This is a genomic window from Rhodomicrobium udaipurense JA643, assembly GCF_000636015.1.
GTDB classification, from domain to species: domain Bacteria; phylum Pseudomonadota; class Alphaproteobacteria; order Rhizobiales; family Rhodomicrobiaceae; genus Rhodomicrobium; species Rhodomicrobium udaipurense.
Genome location: NZ_JFZJ01000006.1, coordinates 40921 through 64690, shown reverse-complemented (window position 1 = coordinate 64690; position 23770 = coordinate 40921). Strand labels below are relative to the sequence as shown.

General features: G+C 63.0%; 20 protein-coding genes, 1 tRNA gene and 2 pseudogenes. 6 read left to right on the top strand and 17 right to left on the bottom strand.

The features are described from left to right. The 3 genes from T281_RS02170 to T281_RS02160 all read right to left on the bottom strand — a co-directional run. Positions 1-945 (bottom strand): PQQ-dependent sugar dehydrogenase (locus T281_RS02170; RefSeq protein WP_052036926.1); only part of this gene is annotated, 945 nt, incomplete at its 3' end. Between the two features lie 54 nt (positions 946-999). Continuing rightward, a complete protein-coding gene (locus tag T281_RS02165) occupies positions 1000-2229 on the bottom strand; it encodes a BaiN/RdsA family NAD(P)/FAD-dependent oxidoreductase (RefSeq protein ID WP_037233404.1) in 1230 nt (409 codons plus the stop codon). Beyond that, complete coding sequence (locus tag T281_RS02160) at positions 2222-3310, bottom strand: AbrB family transcriptional regulator (protein ID WP_052036925.1); 1089 nt, start codon at positions 3308-3310, stop codon at positions 2222-2224. Before T281_RS02160 ends, T281_RS02165 begins: the two co-directional genes overlap by 8 nt. 410 nt (positions 3311-3720) lie before the next feature. Between T281_RS02160 and T281_RS18095 the strand changes: the two genes are divergently transcribed. Both T281_RS18095 and T281_RS02145 read left to right on the top strand, forming a co-directional pair. Further along, a protein-coding gene (locus tag T281_RS18095; protein WP_155955006.1) for an IS5 family transposase occupies positions 3721-4496 on the top strand; the annotation gives its coding sequence in 2 pieces (ribosomal slippage) (positions 3721-4048 and positions 4048-4496; 777 coding nt in all). Positions 4497-4851: 355 nt separating this feature from the next. Beyond that, positions 4852-5862: an alpha/beta fold hydrolase gene (locus T281_RS02145; protein ID WP_081796533.1), complete on the top strand. Its 1011-nt coding sequence runs from the start codon at positions 4852-4854 to the stop codon at positions 5860-5862. 89 nt (positions 5863-5951) lie between these two features. Here T281_RS02145 and T281_RS02140 read toward each other — a convergent pair whose 3' ends face one another. The 4 genes and pseudogenes from T281_RS02140 to T281_RS02125 form a co-directional block, all read right to left on the bottom strand. Next, positions 5952-6653, bottom strand: coding sequence for a hypothetical protein (locus tag T281_RS02140; protein WP_155955004.1), 702 nt, complete (start codon positions 6651-6653; stop codon positions 5952-5954). A 559-nt stretch (positions 6654-7212) separates the two neighbouring features. Beyond that, positions 7213-8007, bottom strand: a complete 795-nt coding sequence (locus tag T281_RS02135; RefSeq protein WP_245269129.1) for a polysaccharide biosynthesis/export family protein — start codon at positions 8005-8007, stop codon at positions 7213-7215. Next, on the bottom strand, positions 7931-8770 hold the full coding sequence (locus tag T281_RS02130) for a tyrosine-protein phosphatase (RefSeq protein ID WP_037233397.1): 840 nt from the start codon (positions 8768-8770) through the stop codon (positions 7931-7933). The genes T281_RS02135 and T281_RS02130 overlap by 77 nt, the downstream gene beginning before the upstream one ends. A 378-nt stretch (positions 8771-9148) precedes the next feature. After that, a pseudogene (locus T281_RS02125) lies at positions 9149-9488 on the bottom strand (manganese-binding transcriptional regulator MntR). Positions 9489-9700: 212 nt separating this feature from the next. Here T281_RS02125 and T281_RS02120 point away from each other — a divergent pair. The 3 genes and pseudogenes from T281_RS02120 (at position 9701) to T281_RS17325 (ending at position 12368) form a co-directional block, all read left to right on the top strand. Next, a complete protein-coding gene (locus T281_RS02120; protein ID WP_081796531.1) occupies positions 9701-11005 on the top strand; it encodes an Nramp family divalent metal transporter in 1305 nt (434 codons plus the stop codon). Positions 11006-11109: 104 nt separating this feature from the next. Then, positions 11110-11184, top strand: a tRNA-Val gene (locus T281_RS02115). A gap of 137 nt (positions 11185-11321) precedes the next feature. Further along, a pseudogene (locus T281_RS17325) lies at positions 11322-12368 on the top strand (glycosyltransferase family 4 protein). Here T281_RS17325 and lpxB read toward each other — a convergent pair. The 5 genes from lpxB to T281_RS02085 form a co-directional block, all read right to left on the bottom strand. After that, positions 12369-13568: a lipid-A-disaccharide synthase gene (gene lpxB / locus T281_RS02105; protein ID WP_037233394.1), complete on the bottom strand. Its 1200-nt coding sequence runs from the start codon at positions 13566-13568 to the stop codon at positions 12369-12371. A gap of 161 nt (positions 13569-13729) precedes the next feature. Next, positions 13730-14569, bottom strand: coding sequence for a tetratricopeptide repeat protein (locus tag T281_RS02100; protein ID WP_155955002.1), 840 nt, complete (start codon positions 14567-14569; stop codon positions 13730-13732). Next, positions 14529-15227: a TetR/AcrR family transcriptional regulator gene (locus tag T281_RS02095; RefSeq protein ID WP_052036921.1), complete on the bottom strand. Its 699-nt coding sequence runs from the start codon at positions 15225-15227 to the stop codon at positions 14529-14531. The genes T281_RS02100 and T281_RS02095 overlap by 41 nt, the downstream gene beginning before the upstream one ends. A 12-nt stretch (positions 15228-15239) precedes the next feature. Further along, positions 15240-16460 (bottom strand): patatin-like phospholipase family protein, encoded by a 1221-nt coding sequence (locus tag T281_RS02090; protein ID WP_052036920.1) that lies wholly within the window; start codon positions 16458-16460, stop codon positions 15240-15242. A 6-nt stretch (positions 16461-16466) separates the two neighbouring features. Next, positions 16467-16937 carry a phasin family protein gene (locus T281_RS02085; RefSeq protein ID WP_037233391.1) on the bottom strand — a complete coding sequence of 157 codons (471 nt, stop codon included), beginning with the start codon at positions 16935-16937 and terminating at the stop codon, positions 16467-16469. A 169-nt stretch (positions 16938-17106) separates the two neighbouring features. On the opposite strand from T281_RS02085, the gene T281_RS02080 reads away from it, so the two are divergent. Continuing rightward, positions 17107-19104 (top strand): SDR family oxidoreductase, encoded by a 1998-nt coding sequence (locus tag T281_RS02080; RefSeq protein WP_037233388.1) that lies wholly within the window; start codon positions 17107-17109, stop codon positions 19102-19104. A gap of 12 nt (positions 19105-19116) precedes the next feature. Here the strand turns inward: T281_RS02080 and T281_RS02075 are convergent, their stop codons facing one another. The 5 genes from T281_RS02075 to T281_RS02055 form a co-directional block, all read right to left on the bottom strand. Then, the gene (locus tag T281_RS02075; RefSeq protein ID WP_052036919.1) at positions 19117-19644 is read right to left on the bottom strand and encodes a hypothetical protein; all 528 of its coding nucleotides are present in this window, start codon (positions 19642-19644) and stop codon (positions 19117-19119) included. 457 nt (positions 19645-20101) lie between these two features. After that, on the bottom strand, positions 20102-21190 hold the full coding sequence (aroC, locus tag T281_RS02070; RefSeq protein WP_037233385.1) for a chorismate synthase: 1089 nt from the start codon (positions 21188-21190) through the stop codon (positions 20102-20104). 170 nt (positions 21191-21360) lie between these two features. Beyond that, the gene (locus T281_RS02065; RefSeq protein WP_037233382.1) at positions 21361-21822 is read right to left on the bottom strand and encodes a hypothetical protein; all 462 of its coding nucleotides are present in this window, start codon (positions 21820-21822) and stop codon (positions 21361-21363) included. A gap of 118 nt (positions 21823-21940) precedes the next feature. Next, positions 21941-22519, bottom strand: a complete 579-nt coding sequence (locus T281_RS02060; RefSeq protein ID WP_037233379.1) for a histidine phosphatase family protein — start codon at positions 22517-22519, stop codon at positions 21941-21943. A gap of 9 nt (positions 22520-22528) precedes the next feature. Then, positions 22529-23752 (bottom strand): hypothetical protein, encoded by a 1224-nt coding sequence (locus tag T281_RS02055; protein ID WP_155955000.1) that lies wholly within the window; start codon positions 23750-23752, stop codon positions 22529-22531. Between the last annotated feature and the right edge of the window lie 18 nt (positions 23753-23770).

The window sequence follows — 23770 nt, the reverse complement described above, 5'->3', positions numbered from 1 at the left end:
TTGCACGCGCGTATCGACATGCTGACCCCAGTAGGAATATGGCCAACCGTAGAAGCCGCCCTCCTTGACGCTCGTCAGATAATCAGGCGGAAGCTCGCTGCCGAGTTCGTCGCGTTCGTTCACCGCCGCCCACAGCACGCCCGTCTGCGGCTCGATGGCCATGCCGACCGGATTGCGGATGCCGCTTGCGAACACGCGATGCTGGCCGGTCGCGACGTCAACCTCCCAGATCATCGCGCGATCCTTCTCAAGCTCCATGCCATTTTCGCCGATATTGCTGTTCGAGCCGATGGCGACAAAAAGCTTCGTGCCGTCCTTGCTCGCGACGATATTCTTCGTCCAGTGGTGGTTCATCTCACCCGGAAGGTCGGTCAGCTTTTCGCCCGCGACCGTGATCTTCGTCTGCCCTTCCTGATAGGGATATTTCATGATCGAATTTGCGTTGGCGACGTAAAACGTGTCGCCAATCAGCGCCATGCCGAAGGGCGAGAACAGGTTTTCGAGAAACACCTCGCGCGTCTGCGCCTCGCCGTTCGGGCCGACGCCGCGCAGGAGCGTGATGCGGTTCGCGCTACCCCTGTTAGAGCCCGCCATCTTCATGACCTTGCCCTGCACCCAGTCGCGAAAGCCCTTGGCCTCCTTGGGTGGCGCGTCGCTTTCAGCCACAAGCACGTCGCCGTTCGGCAGCACATAGAGCCAGCGCGGATGATCGAGGTTTTTCGCCAACGCCGCCACTTGAAGCCCCTCGGCGGGCTTCGGTTTCTGCCCCTCGCCCCAGCCTCGCGCGACGGCGATATTGACGGTCGGAAGCGTTGATTCCGTCGGCGGCGGGAGCTTCGGATTAGGCCCCATCCCTTCCGAGACGGGCGTAGCGGTCTGGCTCTCGCAGGCGGAGAGCGCGATGGCGGCAAGGCTCATGGCGAAAATCGTCCTGATCGGCTTCACGGCATAACTCCCTTATTCTTGCGATAACAAGGGCGCGGAAGCCGCGATGTTCCGTCAGGTGCGGGAGACGAAGGCGAGCGCGCCATGCGCCGCCGCTGCTCCGGTCGAGAACGCCGCTTGCAACAGATAGCCGCCGGTCGGCGCTTCGTAGTCGAGCATTTCGCCCGCGACGAAGACGCCCTGCTTCTTCCGAAGCATGAAGTCGTCGAGTTCCTCGAAAGGCACGCCGCCAGCCGACGAGATGGCGCGCTCGATGGGTGCGGGCGCTGTGAGCGGCACGCGAACGCCCTTGATGAGGCGCACAAGCTCGGCCGCGTCGAGATCGGCGAGGGGTGCCCCGCCGCGCACGGCTTCTTCATAGAGAAGGCCGATGGCGACGGGCGCGAGCTTCGCCGCCTTGCGCAAATGTGCCGACAGCGTCTGCTTGCCGCGCGGCCTCGACAGCGCCGCTTCAAGGGCCTCGGCTTCGATCCCCGGACGAAGGTCGATAATCAGGTCGGCAGCCCCCTCGCGCTCCAAGGCGTCGCGCAAGGACGCCGACAGCGCATAGATCGCGCCGCCCTCGATGCCCGCCTTCGTGATGGTGGCGTCGCCGCGCACGCTCCGCCCTTCGAACGAAAACGCCACGCCCTTTAGCGGCTCACCCTCGAAACGCGCGTGGAAGATGTCCGAGAAATCGACCGCGAAGCCACAGTTCGACGGTTTCAGCGGCGCGACCTTGATGCCCTCACGCTGAAAAATCGGAACCCAGCCGCCATCGGAACCGAGGCGCGGCCAGCTTGCGCCGCCGAGCGCGAAGATCGCCGCGTCGGCGCGAACGGTCACGCGGCCGTTCGGCGTGTCGAACAGGAGCGCGCCCGCCTCGTCCCAGCCCCGCCAGCGATGGCGCTGCCGGAACGCGACGCCAAGACCGCGCAGCCGCCCTAGCCAAGCGCGCAACAGCGGCGACGCTTTCATCGCCTTCGGAAATACGCGCCCGCTCGTGCCGACGAACGTTTCCTGCCCCAGCGCCTCGCACCACGCGATGAGCGCGGACGGGGGAAACGCCTCGATCGCGGCCCGGAGATGCGGCTCCGCCGCGCCGTAGCGCGAAAGGAAGTGCGGAAGCTCCTCGCTATGCGTGAGATTAAGCCCGCCGCGCCCCGCGAGCAGGAACTTGCGCCCGACGCTCGGCATCGCGTCATAGACCGTCACGGCGATGCCCGCGCCAGCCAGCACCTCGGCGGCCATCAGCCCAGCCGGCCCGCCGCCGATAATAGCAGCCTGTTTTTCCGTCTCAGCCATAGCGCCCGCTGACCTCCATATGTCGCGCGACAAGGCGCGCGAGCGGCGGCCCGATCATGATGATGATGAGGAAACGAATCGTTTGCAGCGCCATGACAAAGGGCACATCCACATTTGTTGACGCGGCAATGATCGCGACCGAGTCCATGCCGCCGGGGCTTGTCGCGAGATAGGCGGTCAGCGGGTCGATGCCGAGCGTTTCGGTGAGAAGCCAGGCGAGCACGGCGGAAAACGCGATCAGCGATGCGACCGATAGCACGATCTTCGGCAGCGCGCGGAAGGCATGCGCGAGGATGTCCGGCGTGAAGCACAGGCCGACATTCCACCCGAGCAGCGCGTAGGTCGCCGCCATCAGCCACTTCGGCAGTTCGATATGGACGAGCCCGGCGAGGTTGAGCGCGGAACCGGCGAGGAGCGCCAGCAGCATCGCGCCCGAGGGAAAATGAGAGGCGCGGCCGAGAACGGCGCAAATGCCCGCTAGCAGCAGCGTCACGGCGAAGGCGCGTTCGTTTACGGCCGGGAACCATGCGATGTCCGGGTGCGGGACGCCGGTCGAATGCGCCCAGAACGTCGCCACCACGGAGGCGAGGCTCGCCACGCAGGCTACGCGGAAATATTGCATGAAGGCCACGAGCCGAGCGTCCGCCCCAAACTCGCCCGCCATGATAACCATTGCGCCCGCCGCGCCCGGCCACGATCCCCAGATGCTCGTCGTCCCCGGCATGGCGCGCCAGCGGCTCATCGCCCAGCCGAGAAGGCTCGACGCGACGATGATCGAAAATACGACACCGAGGATGATCGGCCATTCCTTCGCGAAGGATTGAAGGATCGACGGCGTGATCGCGCTCGCAATGAAAAGCCCCATCAACGCCTGCGCGCCGATATAGGGAACATGCGCCACGCGGATCGTCGCGCCCTTGACGCCGAGCACCACGCCAGCCGCCATCGGCCCGAGGAACACCGCCGCCGGAATACCCACGAGGTCGAGCAGCGCCGCGAACGCCGCCGAAAAAAGCGCGAGCATCAGCCACTGCCGGGCGTGAGGCGGCAGCGTCTCGAAACGGCGGGGGAACGGGATCAAATGCAAAACTCCGGGGCAGTATCGGCGTTGCTTAAGCCCCGCATTACCGCGCACGCGATGCAAACGCAACCGACGCTGCGCGAAAGGCGGTCGCGCCGCATTAGCAGCCCGGGGCTAGGCCAACCAGTGGAGCGAATTTGACATTTGAGTCCCGGCTGTCGCGAGTTCTCGCTCAAATTCAAAAGCTCCACTAGCAGGCTGCTGCAAAAGGTTTTTCGGGTTGCACCAACGCACTCTGGGAGCTAGTTGAATATATCCGTCTCACTTCAACCCGACCACAGATCCCGTTTTACAGGTTGTGACCGGAAAGCTTTTTGGTTTTTCTGCGGGCTACACCCTAGGAAGTGTGGACTCTTGGGATTCCCAAGGGAATGCAAATCAGATTCAAGGCTGTCATTTGGGAGGCAGCCATGGGTGTTCTGGACCGTCTGGTTCTTCGAGACGATCAATGGAAGCGGATTTCGCCGCATATCATCGGCGATGAGCGTACGCGTGGTTCGTCCGGCCGCGACAATCGCATGTTCGTGGAAGGGGTGCTTTGGATCGTGCGCACGGGCTCGCCCTGGCGCGATCTGCCCGAGGTGTTCGGCGCGTGGAACAGCGCGTTCCGCCGCTTCAGCCGCTGGAGCCGGAAGGGTGTCTGGTGGCGCATGTTCGAGGCGATGTCCGACGATCCGGACTTTGAATATCTGATCGTGGACTCGACCATCGTCCGCGCCCACCAGCACGCCGCCGGCGCAAAAAAGGGGCTGAAGATCAGGCCCATCCCCATCAAGCCCTTGGCCGTTCGCGTGGCGGCCTGAGCACCAAAATCCACATGGCTGTCCGCGGTCTCGGCTGCCCTGTCCGCTTCACGCTCACGGCAGGCCAGAAAGGTGATGCGCCGCAGGCAGCGCCTCTGATCGAAGGACTGCCTGCCGACATTGTCATGGCCGATACGGCTTACGACAGCGATCGTCTGCGCAACGCCATCGCCGAAAAAGGCGCCGTGGCGGTCATCCCCAACAATCCCTCGCGCGCAAGAAAACATCCGCTGGACAAACATCTCTATGCCCAGCATCACCTGATCGAATGCTGCTTCTCGAAGCTCAAACAGTTTCGACGCATCGCTACGAGATATGAGAAGACCGCCCGAAACTACCGCTCCATGATCGCTCTCGCCGCAACCATCTTGTGGATCCGATAAATGTCCACACTTCCTAGTGGTCGTTGCGCTTAAGACATTTGCCCGCGAGGGGTGCTGCAAACGGATGTAGATGCCGGACCGGAACCACTAGCCTCTCCTGTCCATCGTCGCCCTGACCGAGGCGGTCGAAAAGTGTCCGGGCAGCAGCCATGCGCCTCGTCCCCAATTCTCTTTCGTGGTGTTGAAAAGGCCACGCAAGTCTCGCGAAGGCCCACAGGCGGGGTTAGTTTATGCCGAAGTGATTCTCGGCAAGCACTCTGCCTTCGTTGCGTCTCATCCCGCTGCGATTGTGCGCTGCACAATGAGCCGCTATCCTGCTCAAGCATGGCGCCTCGCGCGCCGGAAGTGGAATTTGATGTCAGAGAAACCGCGTCTCGGCAGCTTTCAAAGCCTCGGTCCGAACGGCTTCCACGAGGTGGCCTATACCGAATGGGGCGACCCGCAAAGCCCTCGTCTCGTTTTCTGCGTGCATGGCTACACGCGCAACAGCCGCGACTTCGACGTTCTCGCGGAAAGCCTCGCCGAGGAGTGCCACGTCGTTTGCATGGACGTCGCCGGGCGCGGGCGAAGCGAATGGCTGCCGAAGAAAAACGACTATTCCTTTTCGCTCTACCTCACCGACGCGGCGGCGCTTCTCGCCCGCGTAACCGCGCCCCCTCCACCGCCAACCGGCCTCAAACGCGTTTTCAGGCGCACCCAGCCCAAGCCGAAGCGCCATATCGACTGGATCGGCACGTCGATGGGCGGCCTCATCGGCATGATGCTCGCCGCTCGTCGGAATTCGCCGATCCGCCGCCTGATCCTGAACGATGTCGGGCCGCTCGTGCCCTGGCCCGCTCTCATGCGCATGAAGAAGGCGCAGACCGGGCTCGGCCGCTCCTTTTCGTGTCTCGAAGATGTCGAGTTCCATCTGCGCGAGACGTGCGCTTCATTCGGCCCGCTCACCGAAACACAGTGGCGGAAGGTGACGACCAACAGCGCCATCGAACAGCGTGACGGTTCCTACGTCCTCGCCTTCGATCCTGCGATCATCACGCATATGCGCTCGGGCGGCGTTACGGGCGTCGCCTTCGGTAGCGAGTTTCTCGCCGGTGTCGATCTCTGGCCGACTTATGAAGCGATCCGTTGCCCGACGCTGGTGCTGCGCGGCGCGGAAAGCGACCTTTTGCTCGGGAAGATCGCCGATGACATGATGCGGCGCGGACCTCGCGCGAAAATCGTGGAGTTCGAGGGCATCGGACACGCGCCGTGGCTTATGGCGGATGAACAGATTGGGGCGGTGCGCGATTTTTTGTTCGCAAGCACCGTAAAGGCCCCGGCGGCTGAACCGGTGCGTCGCGAAAAGGTTGCGCTGCATCCTGCGTGAGCGATCGGAGCAGCCGCCGGAAACAGGGCAAAAAATGCATGGGTCTCTCAGCGACGGGTGCGGAAAGCCCATGCTGACAGCGAAAACGCTTATCGAGCGGCAGCGATGTCGAAGCCTTCTTCCTTGCACTTGACGCCAAGAAAAGCGTTGATCTCCTTCACGACGCCGTTCGCGATTACGCTGAAGTTCGCGTCGACCGCAGTCGCTGACCATATCGCCGTCTTGGCAAGAAGAGGCGCCTCGATTGTGCCCCAGTTCAGCTCTGCCTTGGTCGCCCGGCCGTTCTCGAAGGTAACCACAGGCTCGATCGACAGTTTGACGTCGTAGGCGCTGCCTTCAGCGGGGTTCTTATTGTCGAGTTTACAGGTGATGTCGTGCTTCTTCAGCTTCAGCGTACCCGAAGGCTTCGACGCAACCTCGGCAATGGCGTCGCGGTCGAGATCGATGTGCGCCGAACACAGCGCATGACCCCAAGGCCATGTCAGCTTGTCTCCCAGATAGCCTGCCTGAATGTCGGAGCCGAGCCATGTCTTGGTGACGTTGCAAGAAATCGGCGCGCCGCTCTTCGCTTCCGCGAACGCTTTGCAGATTTCGAGCTTGCATGCCTTGCGGTCTTCTTTTTCCTTGGCCATACGCTCCGCAAGTTCCGGCGCGATGGCCGGAACGGGAGCAGCGGCTTCCGCAGACGCCGGGGCGGGAGCGGCGTCTTCAGCAGACGCCGGGACAGAAACGGTCAGCGTCAGCGCTGCAGCCCCTGCGAAAAGCGCGACTTTATGCATCCAAGAGGTCATGTTCTCTCCACGGATCGTTGAGTTTGCATACGATTTCGGTTGAGCAAGGGGCGTAGCGGACGCCCCCGCCCAAGGGTGTCGGTGACCGCGCGATTTCGAATGAAAGCCCACTGTGATGCAGCGGCCCGGCTTTCGATGGCGCGAGCGAGCGCAAGAGCATCGGGCGGTCGTCGACCGAGGTTGGCAAGCATCGAGCCGGTCCCCGCTGGGCCGATATTTGCGATGGGGGAAAATCATTGATATCCGACCAACTCGATAGAACGAAAGCGCGACAGTTAACACGATCTGCTTAATTGTCTTGATCACGAACTGCAATCTAAGCACGCATGTTTTCCACTTCACACTCAGCTTGTCCCCGCTATTCGCATTAAATTTCTCGATGCCCTCGGAACCGGCTTTTTCCGGCCAACCGCCAGAAACCCGAGCCTTCCCCCTGCAACGCTTTGCGAACCTCCATGCCCCGACGAAAAATAAGCCCCCAATTGCCAAGGCTTATCGAGAGACGAGCCGACCGGTCAAATCACCCTGATCGGTTCGGCTCGGAACTTGAAGAACGGCATTAGAGGAATGAGACCACAGTGGCGAGCGGGAGCATCTTGACGAAAATGTTGAAGCCCTGCTTCATGCTCGAAGTCGGCACGATGACGACATCGCCCGACTGCAAGAGCGGGTCTTCAGCGCCCCCGTCGCGGATTTTCGCCATATCGTAGCGGATGGCGGATCGCTTGTCGTTGGTCGTGCGGAACACGACAGCCGTTGAGTCGGCCGCTTCATCCGAGCCGCCAGCCTGAGCCACGGCCTGCACCAGAGACAGACCGCCGACCATCGGCACGACGCCCGGCTTTTTCACCGCGCCCTCCACGGTGACGCGCTGACTATTGTACTCTTTCACGAAAACGGTGATCTGCGGCTTCTGAAGATATTTCGCACCGAGAAGTGTCGTCAGGTCTTGCTCGATCTCGCGCGCGGAGCGGCCACCCGCTTGCATCTCGCCCACGAGCGGATAGTTGATCGTCCCAGCCTCGGAAACCTGCACCGTCTTCGACAAGTCCGGAACCTTGAAGACCGTGATGTCAAGAACGTCGAGCGGTCCGACCTTGTAGGATTTGCTCTTCGGATCGCTCATCGCACTATAGGCGCGGGCGGCCTGCTTGATTGCAGCGGTAGCCTCCGGCTCCCTCACCGTAGCCCCCCCGCTCGCTGCGTCGGTATTCGGCGCCGCGGATTCCGCAGCCGGAGGCGTGCCTGCGAGCGACATCTTTTCCGGCGATCCGTCGCTAAGCGAGGAGACGCCGCACGCGCTCACGAAGACTGCGGCCATCACCGGTGCCAGAAGCCTGAACAGAGCTTTCATCCCCACGAACCTCATCACTCGTAATTCCTTCCGGTTCCGGCAAATCGCCAGCATGGAGGTTTTTCAAGACACCCAGGGGACGTGTGACGACCAAGTGATGGGCTTCCTTTTCGCCAACGATTTTCGCCGCGGCTTCCCTTCCCTTAAGGAGATCCGGCGGACGGGAGTCGTTGTTGTGGGCGTCCGTTGCAAGGATATGCACGCGTCCTTCTTCGAGCATGCGCTGAGCCCAGTAGCGCGGGCGGCGGCCGAAACGCCCGAGAAGCGATCCGGCTGTGACCTGCATCCAGACCCCGCGCGACGAAAGCCGCTCGATGACGTCGTATTTCCCTTCGATCCAGGTTAATCGCTCGGGATGGGTCAGGATCGGCACGTAACCGGCGACGAGAATGCTGAAAAACAGGTCTTCCAGACGCGCGAGAGCGACGTGGTGCGGCGGCTCGACGAGGACATAGGCCGTATCGTCGAGCGCTAGCAGATGCCCGCGTTGCAGCCCTTCGACGAAATCGGGAATGATATGGTTGTCTGCGCCGGTGGCGATATGGAGCGGTATTCCGGCCTCGTCGAGACTGGTTTGCAGCGCAGCTGCCGCTTCGCGGATTTGAGGACCGGTGTTGTGATAGAGGCCGGGCAGAATGTGCGGGGTGCAGGCCACACAGAGGACACCCTGATCGACATAGGCGCGCGCCATCTCGAAAGAGACCCTCATATTGGGCGATCCATCGTCGATTCCGGGCAGCAGATGGCTATGGAGATCGAACATTTCGGTAAGCGCTCGTGACGATTTGCAGAAACTTTGTCAAAAACTTCAAAAGCACTTTAGCAATTTCAGGTTTCCATTCAAGCAGGATGAAACACCTGCGCCATAATGGAGATAAAAATCCCCAAGGAAAATAAGCCAGCACAACCTCTGCGCGAGCCGTCGACGTCTCAGTTATGCCTTAGTTCTGAATTCGCCGAAGCTTTGCATTGACCTAAGTTATGCCCAAACTTGCGCCAGCAAACGCAGGCTTAGATTTGTTTTAAATATCAAAGACGATAGTATTCTGGATTTCGCTTGCAGAGCATCCGGCGAGTAAGCCACGCTCGCCCTCGAACGCGCCACGCTCCGTCTCAGTCTCCGGAGATGAAATACAAGCGTTTACGGCGTCCGCCGAGCCGTGAAGTCACGAAACACCTCGAGCGTCTCGGCGCTCACATGATGCTCGATGCCTTCAGCGTCGCGGCGCGCCGTCTCCGGCGAAATGCCGAGCGCGAACCATCAGCCGTTTCAGCATCTTTGCAACCGTTGGCTGCGCAACACCGAGACGCTCGGCAATATCCACCTGGCGCGCTTCGCCCCGCGCGGCGATCAGATCGTCGATCAGCTCGACGTAATCTTCCACGATCTCAAGTCTATGCGCGCGCCGCGTCTCACGAAAGCTCGCGGACTGGAGATCGGCGTCGATAAGGGGATTGCAGTTTGTGTTCTGTGAGGTCATGGCGGTGAAGCAAAAAATGCGGATCTGTTCATCCTAGAACGGCGATCGGTTCCGAACGCGTGGCTCTACCGCACCGTTACCGCGTTCGTGCGCCGCGGCCAGAGCGGAACCCTCTGCCTCACCGGAAATTGTTCTCCGCGAGCGATCAAGAGCCTTGCGTGCTGACGCGGGTTTATTATAGCATAGGCTATACTTCATAGGGAGGTAAATGAATGGCTTCCGACGCGTCTTTTCCCATTGATAATGTCCCCGCCGCTGGCGGCATGTCGCATGCGGCGTTGCGGGACGCCATCGCGGGAAGGCGCGGCAGGATCGTCACCGGATGGATGTTCACTGGCCCCGCCGTCGTGGCCTCTATCGCCTATATCGACCCCGGCAACTTCGCGACCAACATCCAGGCGGGCGCGAAATACGGCTACACGCTCCTGTGGGTGGTGCTCTCGGCCAACCTCATCGCGATGCTGTTTCAGGCGATGTCCGCGAAGCTCGGCATCGTCACAGGCCGCAACCTCGCCGAACTAGCGCGCGAGCGCTTTCCGTGGCCGCTCGCCCTTGTCATGTGGATCGTGAGCGAAATCGCCGCCATCGCGACCGACCTCGCCGAATTCCTTGGCGGCGCGATCGGCTTCTCGCTGCTGTTCGGCATGTCGCTCATCACCGGGATGGCCGCAACCGCCGTCATCACCTACGGCATTCTGATGTTCAACGGGGAGCGATTCCGGCGCATCGAACTCGTCGTCGGCTTGTTCGTCGCCGTGATCGGCGTCTGCTACGTCGTCGAACTGTTCATCGCGCCGGTGAACTGGGGCGGCGCTATGGCTGGCCTCGTCACGCCGCAGATCGCGGACGCGGACGCGCTCTTGATCGCGGTCGGCATCGTCGGCGCGACCGTCATGCCGCATGCGATCTACCTGCACTCCGCCTTGACGCAGTCGCGCGGGATGCTCAACTCCGACGCCGAGCGCGAACGCGTGCTGCGCTTCTCCAACCGTGAAGTCATCATCGCCCTCGCCCTCGCCGGCGTCGTGAACATGGCTATGGTGATCATGGCGGCGGCGGCCTTCAACGCGGGCAATCCCGAGGTCGCCGAGATCGAGACGGCCTATCACATGCTGACGCCGCTCCTCGGCGGCGCGGCGGCGACCGCTTTCCTCATCTCGCTGCTCGCTTCCGGCGTCTCAAGCTCGGTCGTCGGCACCATGGCCGGACAGGTCATCATGCAGGGCTTTTTCCGCCGCCGCATCCCGATCTGGCTGCGCCGCCTCGTGACCATGGTCCCTGCGTTCGCCATCGTCGCCATGGGCGTCGGCGCGACCGAGGCGCTCGTGATAAGCCAGGTGGTGCTGAGCCTCGCGCTCCCCTTCCCCATGATCGCGCTCATTGTGCTGTCGAGCGACCGCACGCTGATGGGCCGTTTCGCCAACGGCCGCCTGACGAAGATCGCGGCGCTTGTTGGCGCTGCCGTGATCCTCGTGTTGAACGCGGTGCTGCTTTACCAGACCGCTTTTGGAGGTTGATCGCGGTTTCGTGCCCCCTACGGAAGAAAGGCTTGACGAATCCCGGCCCCTCCGTTGTCTATAGGCGTGCGGCGCGTCCCCGCCGGGGCGCGCTTGCGCTTTCCGCGCGTGTAGCTCAGCGGTAGAGCATCCCGTTTACACCGGGACGGTCGGGAGTTCGATCCTCTCCGCGCGCACCAAAGCGCTTTTTAACATTGATTTATCAGGTTTTAGACGGTGGGACAGCGATCATCATTTTTGCCCCTTGCATGCGCCGTATGCTTCGCCCGCTTGGCTTTTCGCCCTCACACAACTTGCCCTTTGCGGAGTGACTGTCATGATCGTGCTTCTGACGCAGTGCTTTCCGCCCGACATCGGCGGGATCGAGACGTTGATGGGGCAGTTCGCGCGGGCGCTGCATGAGGCGGGGGAGCCGGTCACCGTGCTGGCCGATCGAATCCGCAGCGGCGCGCCCGAACCTCGCTGGCCGTTCGAGGTGAAGCGCTTCGGCGGCCCGCGCCCGTGGCGGCGCTGGCGAAAATCCCGAGCGCTGGCAGCGATGGGAAACCCCGAAATCATTGCCGACAGCTGGAAGTCTCTGGAGGCGCTGCCGGACCGCTCCGTCGCGGCGTTCGTGTTCGCGCATGGTAACGAGGCACTTCGACGCGACGGAAAACGGGGCGAGCGCCTGCGCGGCGCCTTGGCCAGTGCGCGCACCGTTGCGGCCAATTCCCGCTACACCGCCGGGCTCCTCGCGGGGCTACATCCCGATATTCAGGTCGTGAACCTCCCCGTTCGGCGCCATGTCCCGACGAATGAGGTCGCCCGACACGGAAATCACATCGTCAGCGTCGGTCGGCTTGAGCCGCGCAAGGGTATGGACATGGTGATCCGGGCGCTGCCCGACCTGCCGCAGGCCCGCTACACCGTGATAGGCGATGGTGCCGACCGGCCGCGGCTGGAAAGTCTCGCTAGCGAACTTGGCGTTCAGGACCGCGTCGTATTCGCGGGCGCGGCGGACGAGGCACGCAAGTCGGACCTATTGTCGGCCGCCGACATTTTCGCCATGCCCGCAAGACGCGAAGCCGCCTCAGTCGAAGGATACGGGCTTGTCTATCTTGAAGCGGCCTAGTTTTCGCTGCCGAGCATAGCGGGACTCGAAGGTGGCGCATCCGACGCCGTGCTCGACGGGCAGACGGGGCTTCTGGTGGACGGTGCTGACGCCCATTCGGTACGCGACGCGCTGGCGCGTCTTGTCGACGATGCGCCGTTGCGGACAGCGCTTGGAAATGCCGCCCGCAAAAGGGTCGAAACGCTTACTTGGGAAGCCGTTCTTCCCCGATATCTCGCGCTTTTGCGCGCAGCCCCGGCTTGCGCAATATAGCTAAGCGGCGGCGGCGCGGCGGGCGGGTGCGCCGTCGAGCATGGAAAGCACCACATCGGCCGCTTTCGCGCTCGGCGTGCCTTGCGCCAGGAACATGCGCTCGCGGATCTTCGCCAGCGCCGCAAGCTGCGCCTGCCGCTCCGGCGTGTCGCCGCTGAGCAGCGGCGCGAGCGCGTCGGCGAGTTTCGGCGCGGTGCAGTCCTCCTGAAGAAGCTCGGGAAAGGCATTTTCGCCGAGCACGAGGTTCGCCAGCACCACCGAATGAACCTTGAGAAGGAAGCGGAGCCGCGCGGCGAACGGATCGACGCGATAGGCGACGACCATCGGTGTGCCCGCAACGCCGAGTTCCAGCGTCACCGTGCCGGACGCCGCGAGCGCTGCGTCGGCGAGCCGGAACGCGGTGAACTTGTCCTCGTCGCCTTCGAGCAGGTGCGGCTTGTTCGGCCAGTCCGCGATGGCTTCCTCGACCATGCCCCGGACATGCGGCACGGCAGGCAGCAGCATCGAGAACGGCCCGATCTTCTGGCCGAGCGCAAGCACCGTTTCGCCGAAGGGCTGCATCAGGCGCGACACCTCGGATGTGCGGCTACCCGGCAGTACGAGCAGCACGGGGCGACCCGGCGCGATGCCAAGCCGCGCGCGAAAACCCGTCGCGTCGAGGCTGTCGATCCACGGCGCGCGCTCGATCAGCGGATGGCCCACATAGCTGCACGGCGGCCCGCCAAGCCGCTCATGCGCGGCAGGCTCGAACGGCAGCAGCGCAAGCAGATGATCCACGTAGGGCCGCATCTTCTTCGCGCGGCCGGGCCGCCACGCCCACACGCTCGGACTGACATAATCCACGATCGGGATATCGGGCCGCTGGCGGCGGATGCGCTTCGCAATGGGATGGGTGAATTCCGGGCTGTCGACGATGATGACGGCATGCGGATTATAGGCGAGCGCCGCGTCCACCGCGCGCCAGACGCGCCGCACGAGCTTCGGCAGTCGCGCGAGGATCGCGGCCGGTCCCATCACGGCGACGTCCGACAGCGGGAAGATCGAGGCGAGCCCCGCCGCGTGCATCTTGTCGCCGCCGACGCCCGCGAACTCGAACGCGTCTGCGCCCGCCTGCGCCTTCAGCGCTTCCATGAGCTTCGCGCCCAGCACGTCGCCCGAGTGCTCGCCCGCGACGATAAAGATGCGCCTTGCCTCAGCCATGAGTCCTCCGGTCAGCCTAGTGTCACCCTATGGCGGTGATTTCGGGCTGTCATGTGGCAAGCGGCGCAGCCCACAAGGAAGCGGCGTCGCCCACAGGGGAACTGCTCCCACACGAAGGGAGGCGGCGCAGCCGACAAGAGAGCCGCGCCGCCCTCGCGACCTCAGTCCGCAACCTCCGCTTTCGCAAGTTCCACGTCGAGCCACTCCATCGCATCCACCGGCGCAAAGCGCGCCGCCTGCTCGTAATGCTGCGTCGCCTCGCCGAGCTTCGCCTTGCCGAACAGCATCGCGAGCCCGTTCGCACACTCGATATGCGCGACGGCGTAGTCGGGCGCGAGCTTCAGCGCGGCCTCATAATGCTCAAGCGCGGCCTCCTTGGTCGCGCCGAATGTGAGGCGCGCCGCCATGCCGCCGACCTTGTTCACGACGTTCGCGTGGAAGGCGCCGAGCGCGATATGCGCATCCGCGTGCTTCGGCTCGATCTCAAGGGCACGTTCGAGCGCCGCCTTGATCTTGCCGCCATGGCCTTCCGCCAGCGCCTTCGCCACCGAGATGCCCTGACTGTAGCGGCCGAGCGCCTGCGCGTAGAGATACCAGCCGTTCGCGAGGTCCGGCGCGGCCTTCTGGAGGTTCTCGGCGCGATGGACCACATCGAGAAACAGCGCGAGCTTTGCGTCGTGCTCGTGTTCGAGATAGGTGGCCTGAATATTCGCCGCCTTGTTCGCGACGTTCGCGCCGATGAGACCGAGCGACCCGCCGAGAAGGAACGCGTCCTCGAAATCGCCGCGATGATACGCCCGCCACGCATCCTGAAGAATCGCCGCCGTGTCGCCCGCGTCGCCATCCGGCGCAAGCGCGGCATGGGCCTTCACGAAAGCCGCGTCCGGGAACGGCTCGCGGTCGCCGCGATGCAGCCGCGCCCAGTTCTTTTTCAGCAACTGACCGGAATACTCGAATGTTTCACCTTCGTACCGCTTCCACTTTGTTTTCTTCGCCATCATTTTTGTTTCCTCCCTTTTTTATATAGTGCCCAGAAAGCTTGTCGAAATGAGCGCGCTCCTCTTCGCGCAAATATGGAGCGGCGAGCGAAAGACACCGCGCGACACCCTTGGCAAGAGTGTCGCCGTCCGGCTCGGCGCGCGGGTTGAGAACGAGGGCGTGACACAGCCACCACGTCGCGACGAACGCCATGCGCTCAGCCAGCGCACGCGTCTCGGCGGCATCGACGACGAGCGCGCCGGTCGCCGCAAGGCCGCTGAGCAGCGCTTCCGCCGTGCGCGTCTGCTCCTCGATCACGCGACGGATCTGCTTTTCGATGAGGCGGTGACGGGACAGCAGCTCGATCAGGTCGCGATAAAGGAAGCGGTGCCGAAGGATCGTCTCGAAGGTGAGATGCAGGAAAAGCCAGAGGTCGTCCGCCTCGACAGTGCGGCCACCCGGCAGCGCGAACGTTGCTTCGATCTCGACGAGAAAATCCTGCACCAGCTCGTCGACGATCCTGTCTTTCGACGGGTAATGATAGTGCAGATTGCCATGGCTGATGCCGACGTCGGCGGCGATGGCGGATAGCGTCACGTTCGGCTCGCCGAAGCGGTTGAAAAGCAGAAGCGCGGCGTTGCGGATGCGCTCGCGCGTCTGGCGTTTCGGCTTGTGCTCCATCGCGGGCCGCCCCTAAGGCCCATCCGCGGCGCGCAGCGCGGGTTCCAGCCTCGCCAGCGCGTCGGACAGTTCCTGCAAGGCCGTGCCGAGGCATCTGCTGCTGTCCTCCGGCGGCAGAAGCGTGAGGCTCGTGTCGCGTAGCACCGCCTCGTTCAGCGAAAGACCATGCCTTGCGAGGATCGGCTTTAACCTGGAGGCGCGGGCGCGAAGATCGGCGCGAGTTTGCTGATAGGCGTGCTCGCACAGTCGCCGCCGATCCGCATAGCTGAAGACGTTCGTGAAGAAGATCATCGCGTCGTCGCGGCGCGGCTCGAACAGCACGATGTCGGCTTCGGGATACTCATGCCGGTAGCGGTCCATGCCGACCTTCATGCGCGAATAGATCAGCGAGCGGATGGTCTGCGACATGACGGTGACGAAGCCGCCCTCCGCGAGACTCTTGATGTCGACATCCGGGTGCGGATCGTCTGCCTTGAACGGCACGAGCGGATTGATCGCGAAAAGCAGGCGCACGCCATCCCTGAGCGCGGCTGAGGCGTGCAGCGTCTTTTGCAACGCGCCATCGACGTAGTATCGGCCATCGATCAGGACCGGCGGAAAGAAGCCCGGCAGCGCCGCGCTCGCCTCCACGGCGCTCGAAATGCGCACGTGATCGAAACCCTCAGCGCCGAAGGTAACGAGTTCGGACCGGTCGAGATCGGTGGCGACGATATAAAGCTTGCGCTTCAAATCGCGGAAGTCGTCCGTGTGGCCGGGAGCGGCGGCGAGCCTTTGCAGGTAATCGCGGATGGGTTTGCTGTCGAAAAGCCCGCCCGGCAGCGCCTGCGAAAGCCGAAGAAACGACTCGAGCACGCTGCGCCGGTTCGTGCCGCGCACGTAATTCGCGATCGCCGATGCGAAAAGCGGCGGGAGCATCGCGATGCGCTTTGCATACTCGCCGAACGCCGGTTTCATGAGCACTTCGGGCTCGAAAGGGTCGTCGGCCCGATCCGTCTCGATGAAAAGCTCATGCATCTCGCGCGGCGTCATGCCGTTCGCCAGCCCGGCCGCGAAGAATGCGCCCGCGCTGACCCCGACATAGGCGTCGCACTCGGTGAGGCGCAGGCCGCAGAGCGCCTCGTCGAGCGCTACCAGCGCGCCGACTTCATAAATGCCGCCGAGGGGGCCTCCGCCCGCAAGCGCCACCCCCGTCCGCGGCGGCCCGGCGCGGACGTTTCGGGTTTTAACGACCATGGCGCATCAAGAATGCGCGCGCGTCGATGCCTTTTTGGTGGCTGGCTTCTCGGCATCCTCGGCGACGGTCTTGCCGCTGCTTTCCGCCTCCTCGTCGAGTTTCGCCGAGAGCTTTTCAGCCACCTTCGTGAGTTCGTGCACACGCTTCGAGAGCGCGTCGATGTCGTTCTTCGTCGGAACGTCGAGGCTGTGAAGCGCGCGGGCGACGCGGTCGACGAACACCTGTTCGAGCTTGTCCCAGGTGCCGGTCGCCTTGGTCTTCACGTCGGAAATGGCTTCCTGCGCCTGCTTCGACGTGCGGTTCTGCACCGCCTCGCCTTCCTTCACGAGCGCTTCAAAAAGCTTGCCGCCTTCTTCCTGCGCCTTGGCGAAGGCACCGAGGCCCGCAAGCCAGATGTTCGCGGCGGAATCACGGATCGTTTGAACGAGGTGGGTATCGCTGCCTTCACCGGCGAGTTCGTTGAGTTTCTTTCCCATTTTATCCTCCCATTCCCTTCGCTATGCGAATGGTTTTATGTATTCGTATTTATAATCTGCGCGGCCTGAAAGTCGATTGACCTCAATCAAACCATTCTAGGCTGTTCTGCCTAATCACTTAGTGGGACGGGCGACGGCGGGAAACATGCCGCGCCCGAGGGAGGGATCCATGATCTATTTCGTTACGGGTGCGAGCGGCTTCATCGGCAAGCGGCTCGTCAAGGCGTTGTTGTCCCGGACCGACGCGACCGTCTACTTCCTGATGCGAAGCCCGGATCCGGCGCGGGCCGATGCCCTGCGCAAATACTGGGGCGTGACGGCGAAACGCGCCATCGCGGTGCAGGGCGATCTGCTGAAAGCCGACCTCGGCGTGTCGGCGAAGAACGCGCATGCGCTGAAGGGCAAGGTAGACCACGTCTTCCATCTCGCCGCCGTCTACGATCTCGACGCCGACGCCGAAATCGAGATGCGCACCAACATCGAGGGCACGCGCAACGCTGTCCGCTTCGCGGAGACGATCGGCGCGCGGCACTTCCATCACATGAGTTCCATCGCCGCCGCAGGGCTCTATGAGGGCACGTTCCGCGAGGACATGTTCGAGGAGGCGCGCGGACTGGAGCATCCCTATTACGCCAGCAAGCATGAATCCGAAGGCGTCGTGTGCCGCGAATGCTCGGTGCCGTGGCGCGTCTACCGGCCGGGCATCGTGGTGGGCGATTCGAAGACCGGCGAAATGGACAAGATCGACGGGCCCTACTACTTCTTCGGCCTCATCAAGAAGATCCGGGGCGCGGTGCCGCCGTGGATGCCGCTCGTCGGCCTCGAAGGCGGGCGTATCAACATCGTGCCCGTCGATTTCGTCGTCGCAGCCCTCGACCATATCGCGCACCAGCCGGGCCTCGACGGCCGCGCCTTCCACCTCACCGACCCGCATCCGCATCGCGTCGGCGACGTGATGAACATCTTCGCCCATGCGGGACACGCGCCCGACATCAGCATGCGCGTCAATGTGGGGCTGCTGCGCCTCGTGCCGCCGGGGCTCAAGGCGGGGCTGTCGTCGATGCCGGTGCTGCGCCGTCTGCAAGCCGCGCTTCGCAAGGAACTCGCGCTGCCGAAGGACGTCTTCACCTTCCTCAATTACCCGACGCGGTTCGATTCGAGCGAGACTCAGGCGATCCTCGAACCGGCGGGCATCACGGTGCCGCGCCTCAACGATTACGCCGCCGCGATCTGGGATTACTGGGAGCGCAAGCTCGATCCCGATCTCATGACGGCGAAGACGCTGCGCAAGAAGCTGGCGGGCAAAGTGGTGCTCATCACCGGCGGCTCGTCCGGCATCGGCAAGGCCACGGCGATGAAGCTAGCGAGCGCGGGCGCAACCGTGCTGATCGTGGCGCGCGATCCTCTGAAGCTCGAAGCCGCGCGCGAGGAAGCCGCCGCGAAAGGGCTCGCGCTCCACACCTACGCCGCCGACGTGACGCAAGCCGATCAATGCGACGCGCTGGTGAAGCAGGTGCTCGGCGAGCATGGCGGCGTTGACGTGCTCATCAACAACGCGGGCCGCTCGATCCGCCGCGCCGTGGCAGACTCCTACGACCGCATGCACGATTTCGAGCGCACGATGCAGGTGAATTACTTCGGTGCGGTGCGGCTGACGCTCGGCCTCTTGCCGTCGATGGTCGAGAAGGGCGAAGCGCACATCATCAACATCTCGTCCATCGGTGTGCTGACGAGTGCGCCGCGTTTCTCGGCCTATATCGCGTCCAAGGCTGCGCTCGAAGCGTGGACGCGTGCGGCGGCGGCCGAGTATTTCGAGAAGGGCGTGCATTTCACAGTGGTGAACTTCCCGCTCGTGCGCACGCCGATGATCTCACCGACGAAGATCTACGACCACGCCGCCGTGCTGACGCCGGATCAGGCGGCGGAAATGCTGGCCGAGGCGATCCTGCACCGCCCGGCGCGCGTCGCCACCGGCCTCGGCGTGTTCGGCGGCCTTGTCGGCGCGACCGCACCCCGGCTCGGCCTTCTGGTCAACAGCGTGCTGTTCCAGCTCTTCCCCGACACGGCGGCGAAAGGAAATGGCGCCGCCGCCGACCGCGCGCCGGAACAGCACCTCACCGCCGAGCAGGTCGCGTTCTCGACGCTATTCCCCGGCGTTCATGTGTGAGGCGGCGGCAGCTTACCGATAGAACTTCCACATGCGCTGCATCGTCTTCGCGATCTCCTCGCCGGGCGGCTCAAACGGCTGGAGGTTGATGCGGATGATGCCGTCGTGCCCCATCTTCCACGGCAAGCGCATGAGAAGCCGCCAGATCGGCAGCCGCCGCCAGTCCGCGATGAGCGCGCGGCCGAGCGGCTCCCGCAGCTTGATGTGCAGTTCCTCCATGTCGAGCGTGCGCACGGAAAATGACACGAACGTCAATTCGTCGATCGAGCGCCAGGAGATGAGGCCGAGGCCGTCGACGAAAAGGCCGTACTGGTTTCCGCCGAGGCGAGGACGCTTCTCCGTGAACGGAAAGAAGTAATACGCCGAGCAGCCCGCAAGGATAGCCGTGATCGACAGAAGTTCGTAGCCCCACGTCAGCCACGCGGCGAACGTGGCCGCCGAAATGAAAGCAAGCACGTGGAAGCGCGGCACCTCGGACCGCGAGTAAGGCAGAATGAAACCGTCCTGCAAATAGTCTGGAAGGTCTGGCCGCCGCGCCATGAGCACACCCGTTTGACAACGACTGGAGAATTATCGCTTTTGATGGGCTCAAAAGCGCGCTCCAAAATCTTGTTTGAGCATGAATTATCGCAAAACCGGCGTCCGCCGTTGCGGATCATGCTCTAGTGGTCCGATACCGACATTGCATCCGTTTGCAGCACGCTCGCGAGCAATTTCGGAATCCAAAAGGGCCACTCAACTATGAGTCTAGTGGAGCTTTGAAATTGAAATTCGAGCGAGATCTCGCAGCAATCGGGAGTCAAATGTCAAACTCGCTCCACCAGACGACAGGTCAACGGCGCGAGACGCGAGGCCGTCGCAGCGGCCGAAACGGCCGTCACGCATTCCACCGGATCGTGCCGCCCAAATTAACGCGATCTTAACGCACCGGAGGCGCTGCGGGAAGCAGATAGATACATCCCGCGGACGCCGCGCCACGCCATCCGCGCAGCAGGCGTTACCGGCCGGTCTGCGCGCGATGCCTGAGCCAGTGGTCCGCCAGAACCATAGCCATCATCGCTTCACCGACCGGCACCGCGCGGATGCCGACGCAAGGATCGTGCCGCCCCTTGGTGAGGATCTCGGCGTCGTGCCCCTGCGCGTCGATGGTGCGGCGCGGCGTGAGGATCGAAGACGTCGGTTTCACGGCGAAACGCGCGACGATGGGCTGCCCCGTCGAGATGCCGCCGAGGATGCCGCCCGCGTGGTTCGACAGGAAAACCGGCTGGCCGTCTGGACCGATGCGCATTTCATCGGCATTATCCTCGCCCGAAAGTGCGGCAGATGCGAACCCCTCGCCGATTTCCACGCCCTTCACGGCGTTTATGCTCATGAATGCGGCGGCGATATCCTGATCGAGCTTGCCGTAGAGCGGCGCGCCAAGACCGGCTGGCGCGCCTTCCGCGACCACTTCGACCACCGCGCCGCACGACGAGCCCGCCTTCCGCACGCCATCGAGATAGACCGTCCAGCGCTCGACGATGCTCGCGTCCGGCGCGAAAAACGGATTGCGCTCGACCTCGGCCCAATCCCAGCGCGCGCGGTCGATCTGTTCCGCGCCGACCTGCACGAGCGCGCCGCGAATGACAATGCCCGGCACGACTTTCCGCGCGACTGCGCCCGCCGCGACCCGCATCGCCGTCTCGCGCGCGGACGAGCGGCCGCCACCGCGATAGTCGCGGATGCCGTATTTCTCGACATAGGTGAAGTCCGCATGGCCGGGACGAAACTTGTCCTTGATGTCGGAATAGTCCTTCGAGCGCTGATCGGTGTTCTGGATTTCGAGCGCGATAGGCGTGCCCGTCGTGACCTGCACGCCCGCCTCGTTCGGGAAAACGCCCGAGAGGATGCGCACGCGGTCCTCTTCCTGCCGCTGCGTGGTGAAGCGCGACTGGCCGGGTCGCCGCTTGTCGAGGAACGGCTGGATGTCGGACTCGGTCAGCGGAATGCCGGGCGGGCAGCCGTCGATCACGCAGCCGATGGCGGGGCCGTGGCTCTCGCCCCACGTGGTCACGCGAAACATATGGCCGAAGGTGTTATAGGACATGTGGCGTTTGCCTTCTGGGTCCAAACCCGGATTGCCCGGTTGGTGCGATAAACTTGAAGCGCCAGACCTTCCCTGAACATAACGAAGATTGGGAGCGGAAAGTAGCACCCTCGCAGCGCCTTTCGGCTTGGGCTTGCTTGTCAGACTATGAGGTGTTGCTTCGACGACAGCTACTGAGCCGCTTCCGTAGGCGTAGGTTGATCGGCATCTTCCATGCTTCTAAGGAACGCTTTGACGCCCTTTATTGATACCTTCGCTTCCGGGCTTAAGCTATCCCACCAGAACTTCTTCGGTGGGATCAAGCCAGCCCATTTAAGAAGGTTCTCTGTTAGGCTGTACCCCTCTGGCGCAAAAAAGCCTGCGTTTCGGCAGACGTCATCTGATTTGTATTTAAGTGATCGTGCCGTCTTTAGTTCGTCGAGTTCCATGTCTTTGTCGTATTCTGACCGAGAGTACCCGAACTCCAAGCAAGGAGGAGCTATGTAGGTCTTCGTCTTGTGATCCAATAAAACGAACGCATCCCCAGGGGTTGGAACATAAGACTTTACTTGAAAACCAAAAATCGCAAGCGCAGCAATTACGACGCAGCACAAAGCCAACGTGTTTCCAATTTTGCTCAATGAAACATTCATATTGAGCCCCAAAGTAAGACCATTTATCAAGTTTGAAATAACCTTCAGCGATCAGACACTCGAACACAATCCGACGAATCGCCTCAACGTCGGACGCCTTGCGCCAGCTCGCCGCCGCTCAAAGCCAATGCAGCGCGCCGCCCTCGATCAGCAACACCTTGTCCTGCGGGACATCGAGCTTATGCATGTCGACTGGGCCGAGCTTCATAAAGTGCGCGCGCACGACGCGGCTCGTGCCGCCATGCGCGACGACCACCGTATCGCGCTTTATTTCCGCGAGCCACGACAGCACTTGCGCCGTGTAGTTGCGAAACGACTGCCCGCCGGGCGGGGCCTTGTTCCAGCGATCCGCCTCGACGCTCGCATGCAGATCCTTCGCAATCGCGTCGATCTCCTCGCGGTTCATGCCTTCCCATTCGCCGAAGCTGATCTCCTTCAGGCGATCGTCCGTCTGGTATCCGGCTGTGGGAAGCCCCATCGCGGCGCGCATGATTTCCATCGTCTGACGCGTTCGAAGCAGCGGACTGGAGATGAAATCGAGTCGCGTCTTGTCGCTGATCAGCTCGTTGAGCACGCCGCCGTTTCGCAGCGCCTGCACGCGACCGGTCGCGTTGATCGGGATGTCGAGCCAACCCTGCACGCGGCGCGCGGCATTATAATCGGTCTGACCGTGACGAATGAAATATATGAGGGGCATGTCTCGCTGTCAGCGCTTGCAGGACAGGCTGACGCGGGCCTGCGCTTCGTTGAGGTTCGTTTCCATCAGGTTGATCTCGCATTCGACATCCTGACTGCGGAAGACCTTCCGCTCGCCGAACGCCAGGCCGAAGCCCTGCCGGTTCACCGCCACCTTCACCTGCTTCGGCCCGATGGCCTGAAGCGCGAGGCGCACGCCGATTTCGTCATACTGCTTTTCCTGATCCTTCTTCAGCATGACGTTGTCGTAGAACACAACGGCGGCCGGTTCCTGACGCGTGCTCGGCGAAACCGAAATAGCGGCGGCCGCGGGTGCGCTCACCGTCTGCGCCACCGGTGAGGAAGAAGCAGGCGCGGAGTAAGACGCAAGTTGCGTCTGGCATTTGCCGAACTGCTCCGTCGCGGCGAGGAGAAGCTGCCGGATCTGCGCGAGATCGGCGCCATCGGAAGTTGCGCCGCCGCTCTGACCGCTCGCGAGCCGGGCCTTCAGCGATTCGATCGACGCCTGAAGAATCTTGATCTGGTCCACCACGGAAACCTGCGGCTTGGCCGCCTGCGCGCTGATCGTGGCCGAAATCGCGCGAACCTCCTCCACGAGAGCCTTGGGCGTTTTCGGCTCCGCGTTCTGAAGCGAAGCAAAACCCGTGCGGACTTCCTCGACTACCCTTTTCGTGCCGCTGTCCTGCGCCTGAACCGCCGTGCTCAGCGAGCGGATTTCATCCACAAGAGCTTTCGGCGCTTTCGGCTCCTGCTTGTCCATCTTGAGGGCAAGGCCGCGAACCTGCTCGCGGATATCCGTCAGCGTGTCGGAATAGTCTGGCGCTGGCGCCACGGCACGCTCAAGCGCGGGAGCTGCGGCAACCGCATGAACCTTGGAGACGTCGGCCTTAACGCCGTCGAGCTGGCGGGACAGGGCGCGGATTTCGTCGATGACGGGCTTGGCCGTTGCGGAAGCGTCCGCCGCCGGGGCCGCGACGGGCTTGGGCTGTTCGGCGGCGAGCGCTTCGATCCTCGCGGACAAGGCGCGGATCTCATCGGTGACGGGCTTCAACGAAACCGGCGCGCCGCCCGAACCGCTCGCAACCGAAACCGGCGCGTCAGCGAGATAGGTCTTGATTTCGGCGAGGTTGCCGCGACCAGCGGAATAGCCAGCGTAGAAGCCAGCCGCGCCCGCCGTGACAAGCGAAATGACAGCGGATGCCGCCACCAGGGTCAGCGCCTTGAACGGTTCCATACTCACCTCGCGCCACAT

Bases quoted from the DNA above. Each gene is read 5' to 3' on its own strand.
- T281_RS02165 (WP_037233404.1), bottom strand. From the start codon at position 2,229: ATGGCTGAGACGGAAAAACAGGCTGCTATTATCGGCGGCGGGCCGGCT.
- T281_RS02145 (WP_081796533.1), top strand. From the start codon at position 4,852: ATGTCAGAGAAACCGCGTCTCGGCAGCTTTCAAAGCCTCGGTCCGAAC.
- T281_RS02140 (WP_155955004.1), bottom strand. From the start codon at position 6,653: ATGACCTCTTGGATGCATAAAGTCGCGCTTTTCGCAGGGGCTGCAGCG.
- T281_RS02135 (WP_245269129.1), bottom strand. From the start codon at position 8,007: ATGAAAGCTCTGTTCAGGCTTCTGGCACCGGTGATGGCCGCAGTCTTC.
- T281_RS02130 (WP_037233397.1), bottom strand. From the start codon at position 8,770: ATGTTCGATCTCCATAGCCATCTGCTGCCCGGAATCGACGATGGATCG.
- T281_RS02120 (WP_081796531.1), top strand. From the start codon at position 9,701: ATGGCTTCCGACGCGTCTTTTCCCATTGATAATGTCCCCGCCGCTGGC.
- lpxB (WP_037233394.1), bottom strand. From the start codon at position 13,568: ATGGCTGAGGCAAGGCGCATCTTTATCGTCGCGGGCGAGCACTCGGGC.
- T281_RS02100 (WP_155955002.1), bottom strand. From the start codon at position 14,569: ATGATGGCGAAGAAAACAAAGTGGAAGCGGTACGAAGGTGAAACATTC.
- T281_RS02095 (WP_052036921.1), bottom strand. From the start codon at position 15,227: ATGGAGCACAAGCCGAAACGCCAGACGCGCGAGCGCATCCGCAACGCC.
- T281_RS02090 (WP_052036920.1), bottom strand. From the start codon at position 16,460: ATGGTCGTTAAAACCCGAAACGTCCGCGCCGGGCCGCCGCGGACGGGG.
- T281_RS02085 (WP_037233391.1), bottom strand. From the start codon at position 16,937: ATGGGAAAGAAACTCAACGAACTCGCCGGTGAAGGCAGCGATACCCAC.
- T281_RS02080 (WP_037233388.1), top strand. From the start codon at position 17,107: ATGATCTATTTCGTTACGGGTGCGAGCGGCTTCATCGGCAAGCGGCTC.
- T281_RS02075 (WP_052036919.1), bottom strand. From the start codon at position 19,644: ATGGCGCGGCGGCCAGACCTTCCAGACTATTTGCAGGACGGTTTCATT.
- aroC (WP_037233385.1), bottom strand. From the start codon at position 21,190: ATGTCCTATAACACCTTCGGCCATATGTTTCGCGTGACCACGTGGGGC.
- T281_RS02065 (WP_037233382.1), bottom strand. From the start codon at position 21,822: ATGAATGTTTCATTGAGCAAAATTGGAAACACGTTGGCTTTGTGCTGC.
- T281_RS02060 (WP_037233379.1), bottom strand. From the start codon at position 22,519: ATGCCCCTCATATATTTCATTCGTCACGGTCAGACCGATTATAATGCC.
- T281_RS02055 (WP_155955000.1), bottom strand. From the start codon at position 23,752: ATGGAACCGTTCAAGGCGCTGACCCTGGTGGCGGCATCCGCTGTCATT.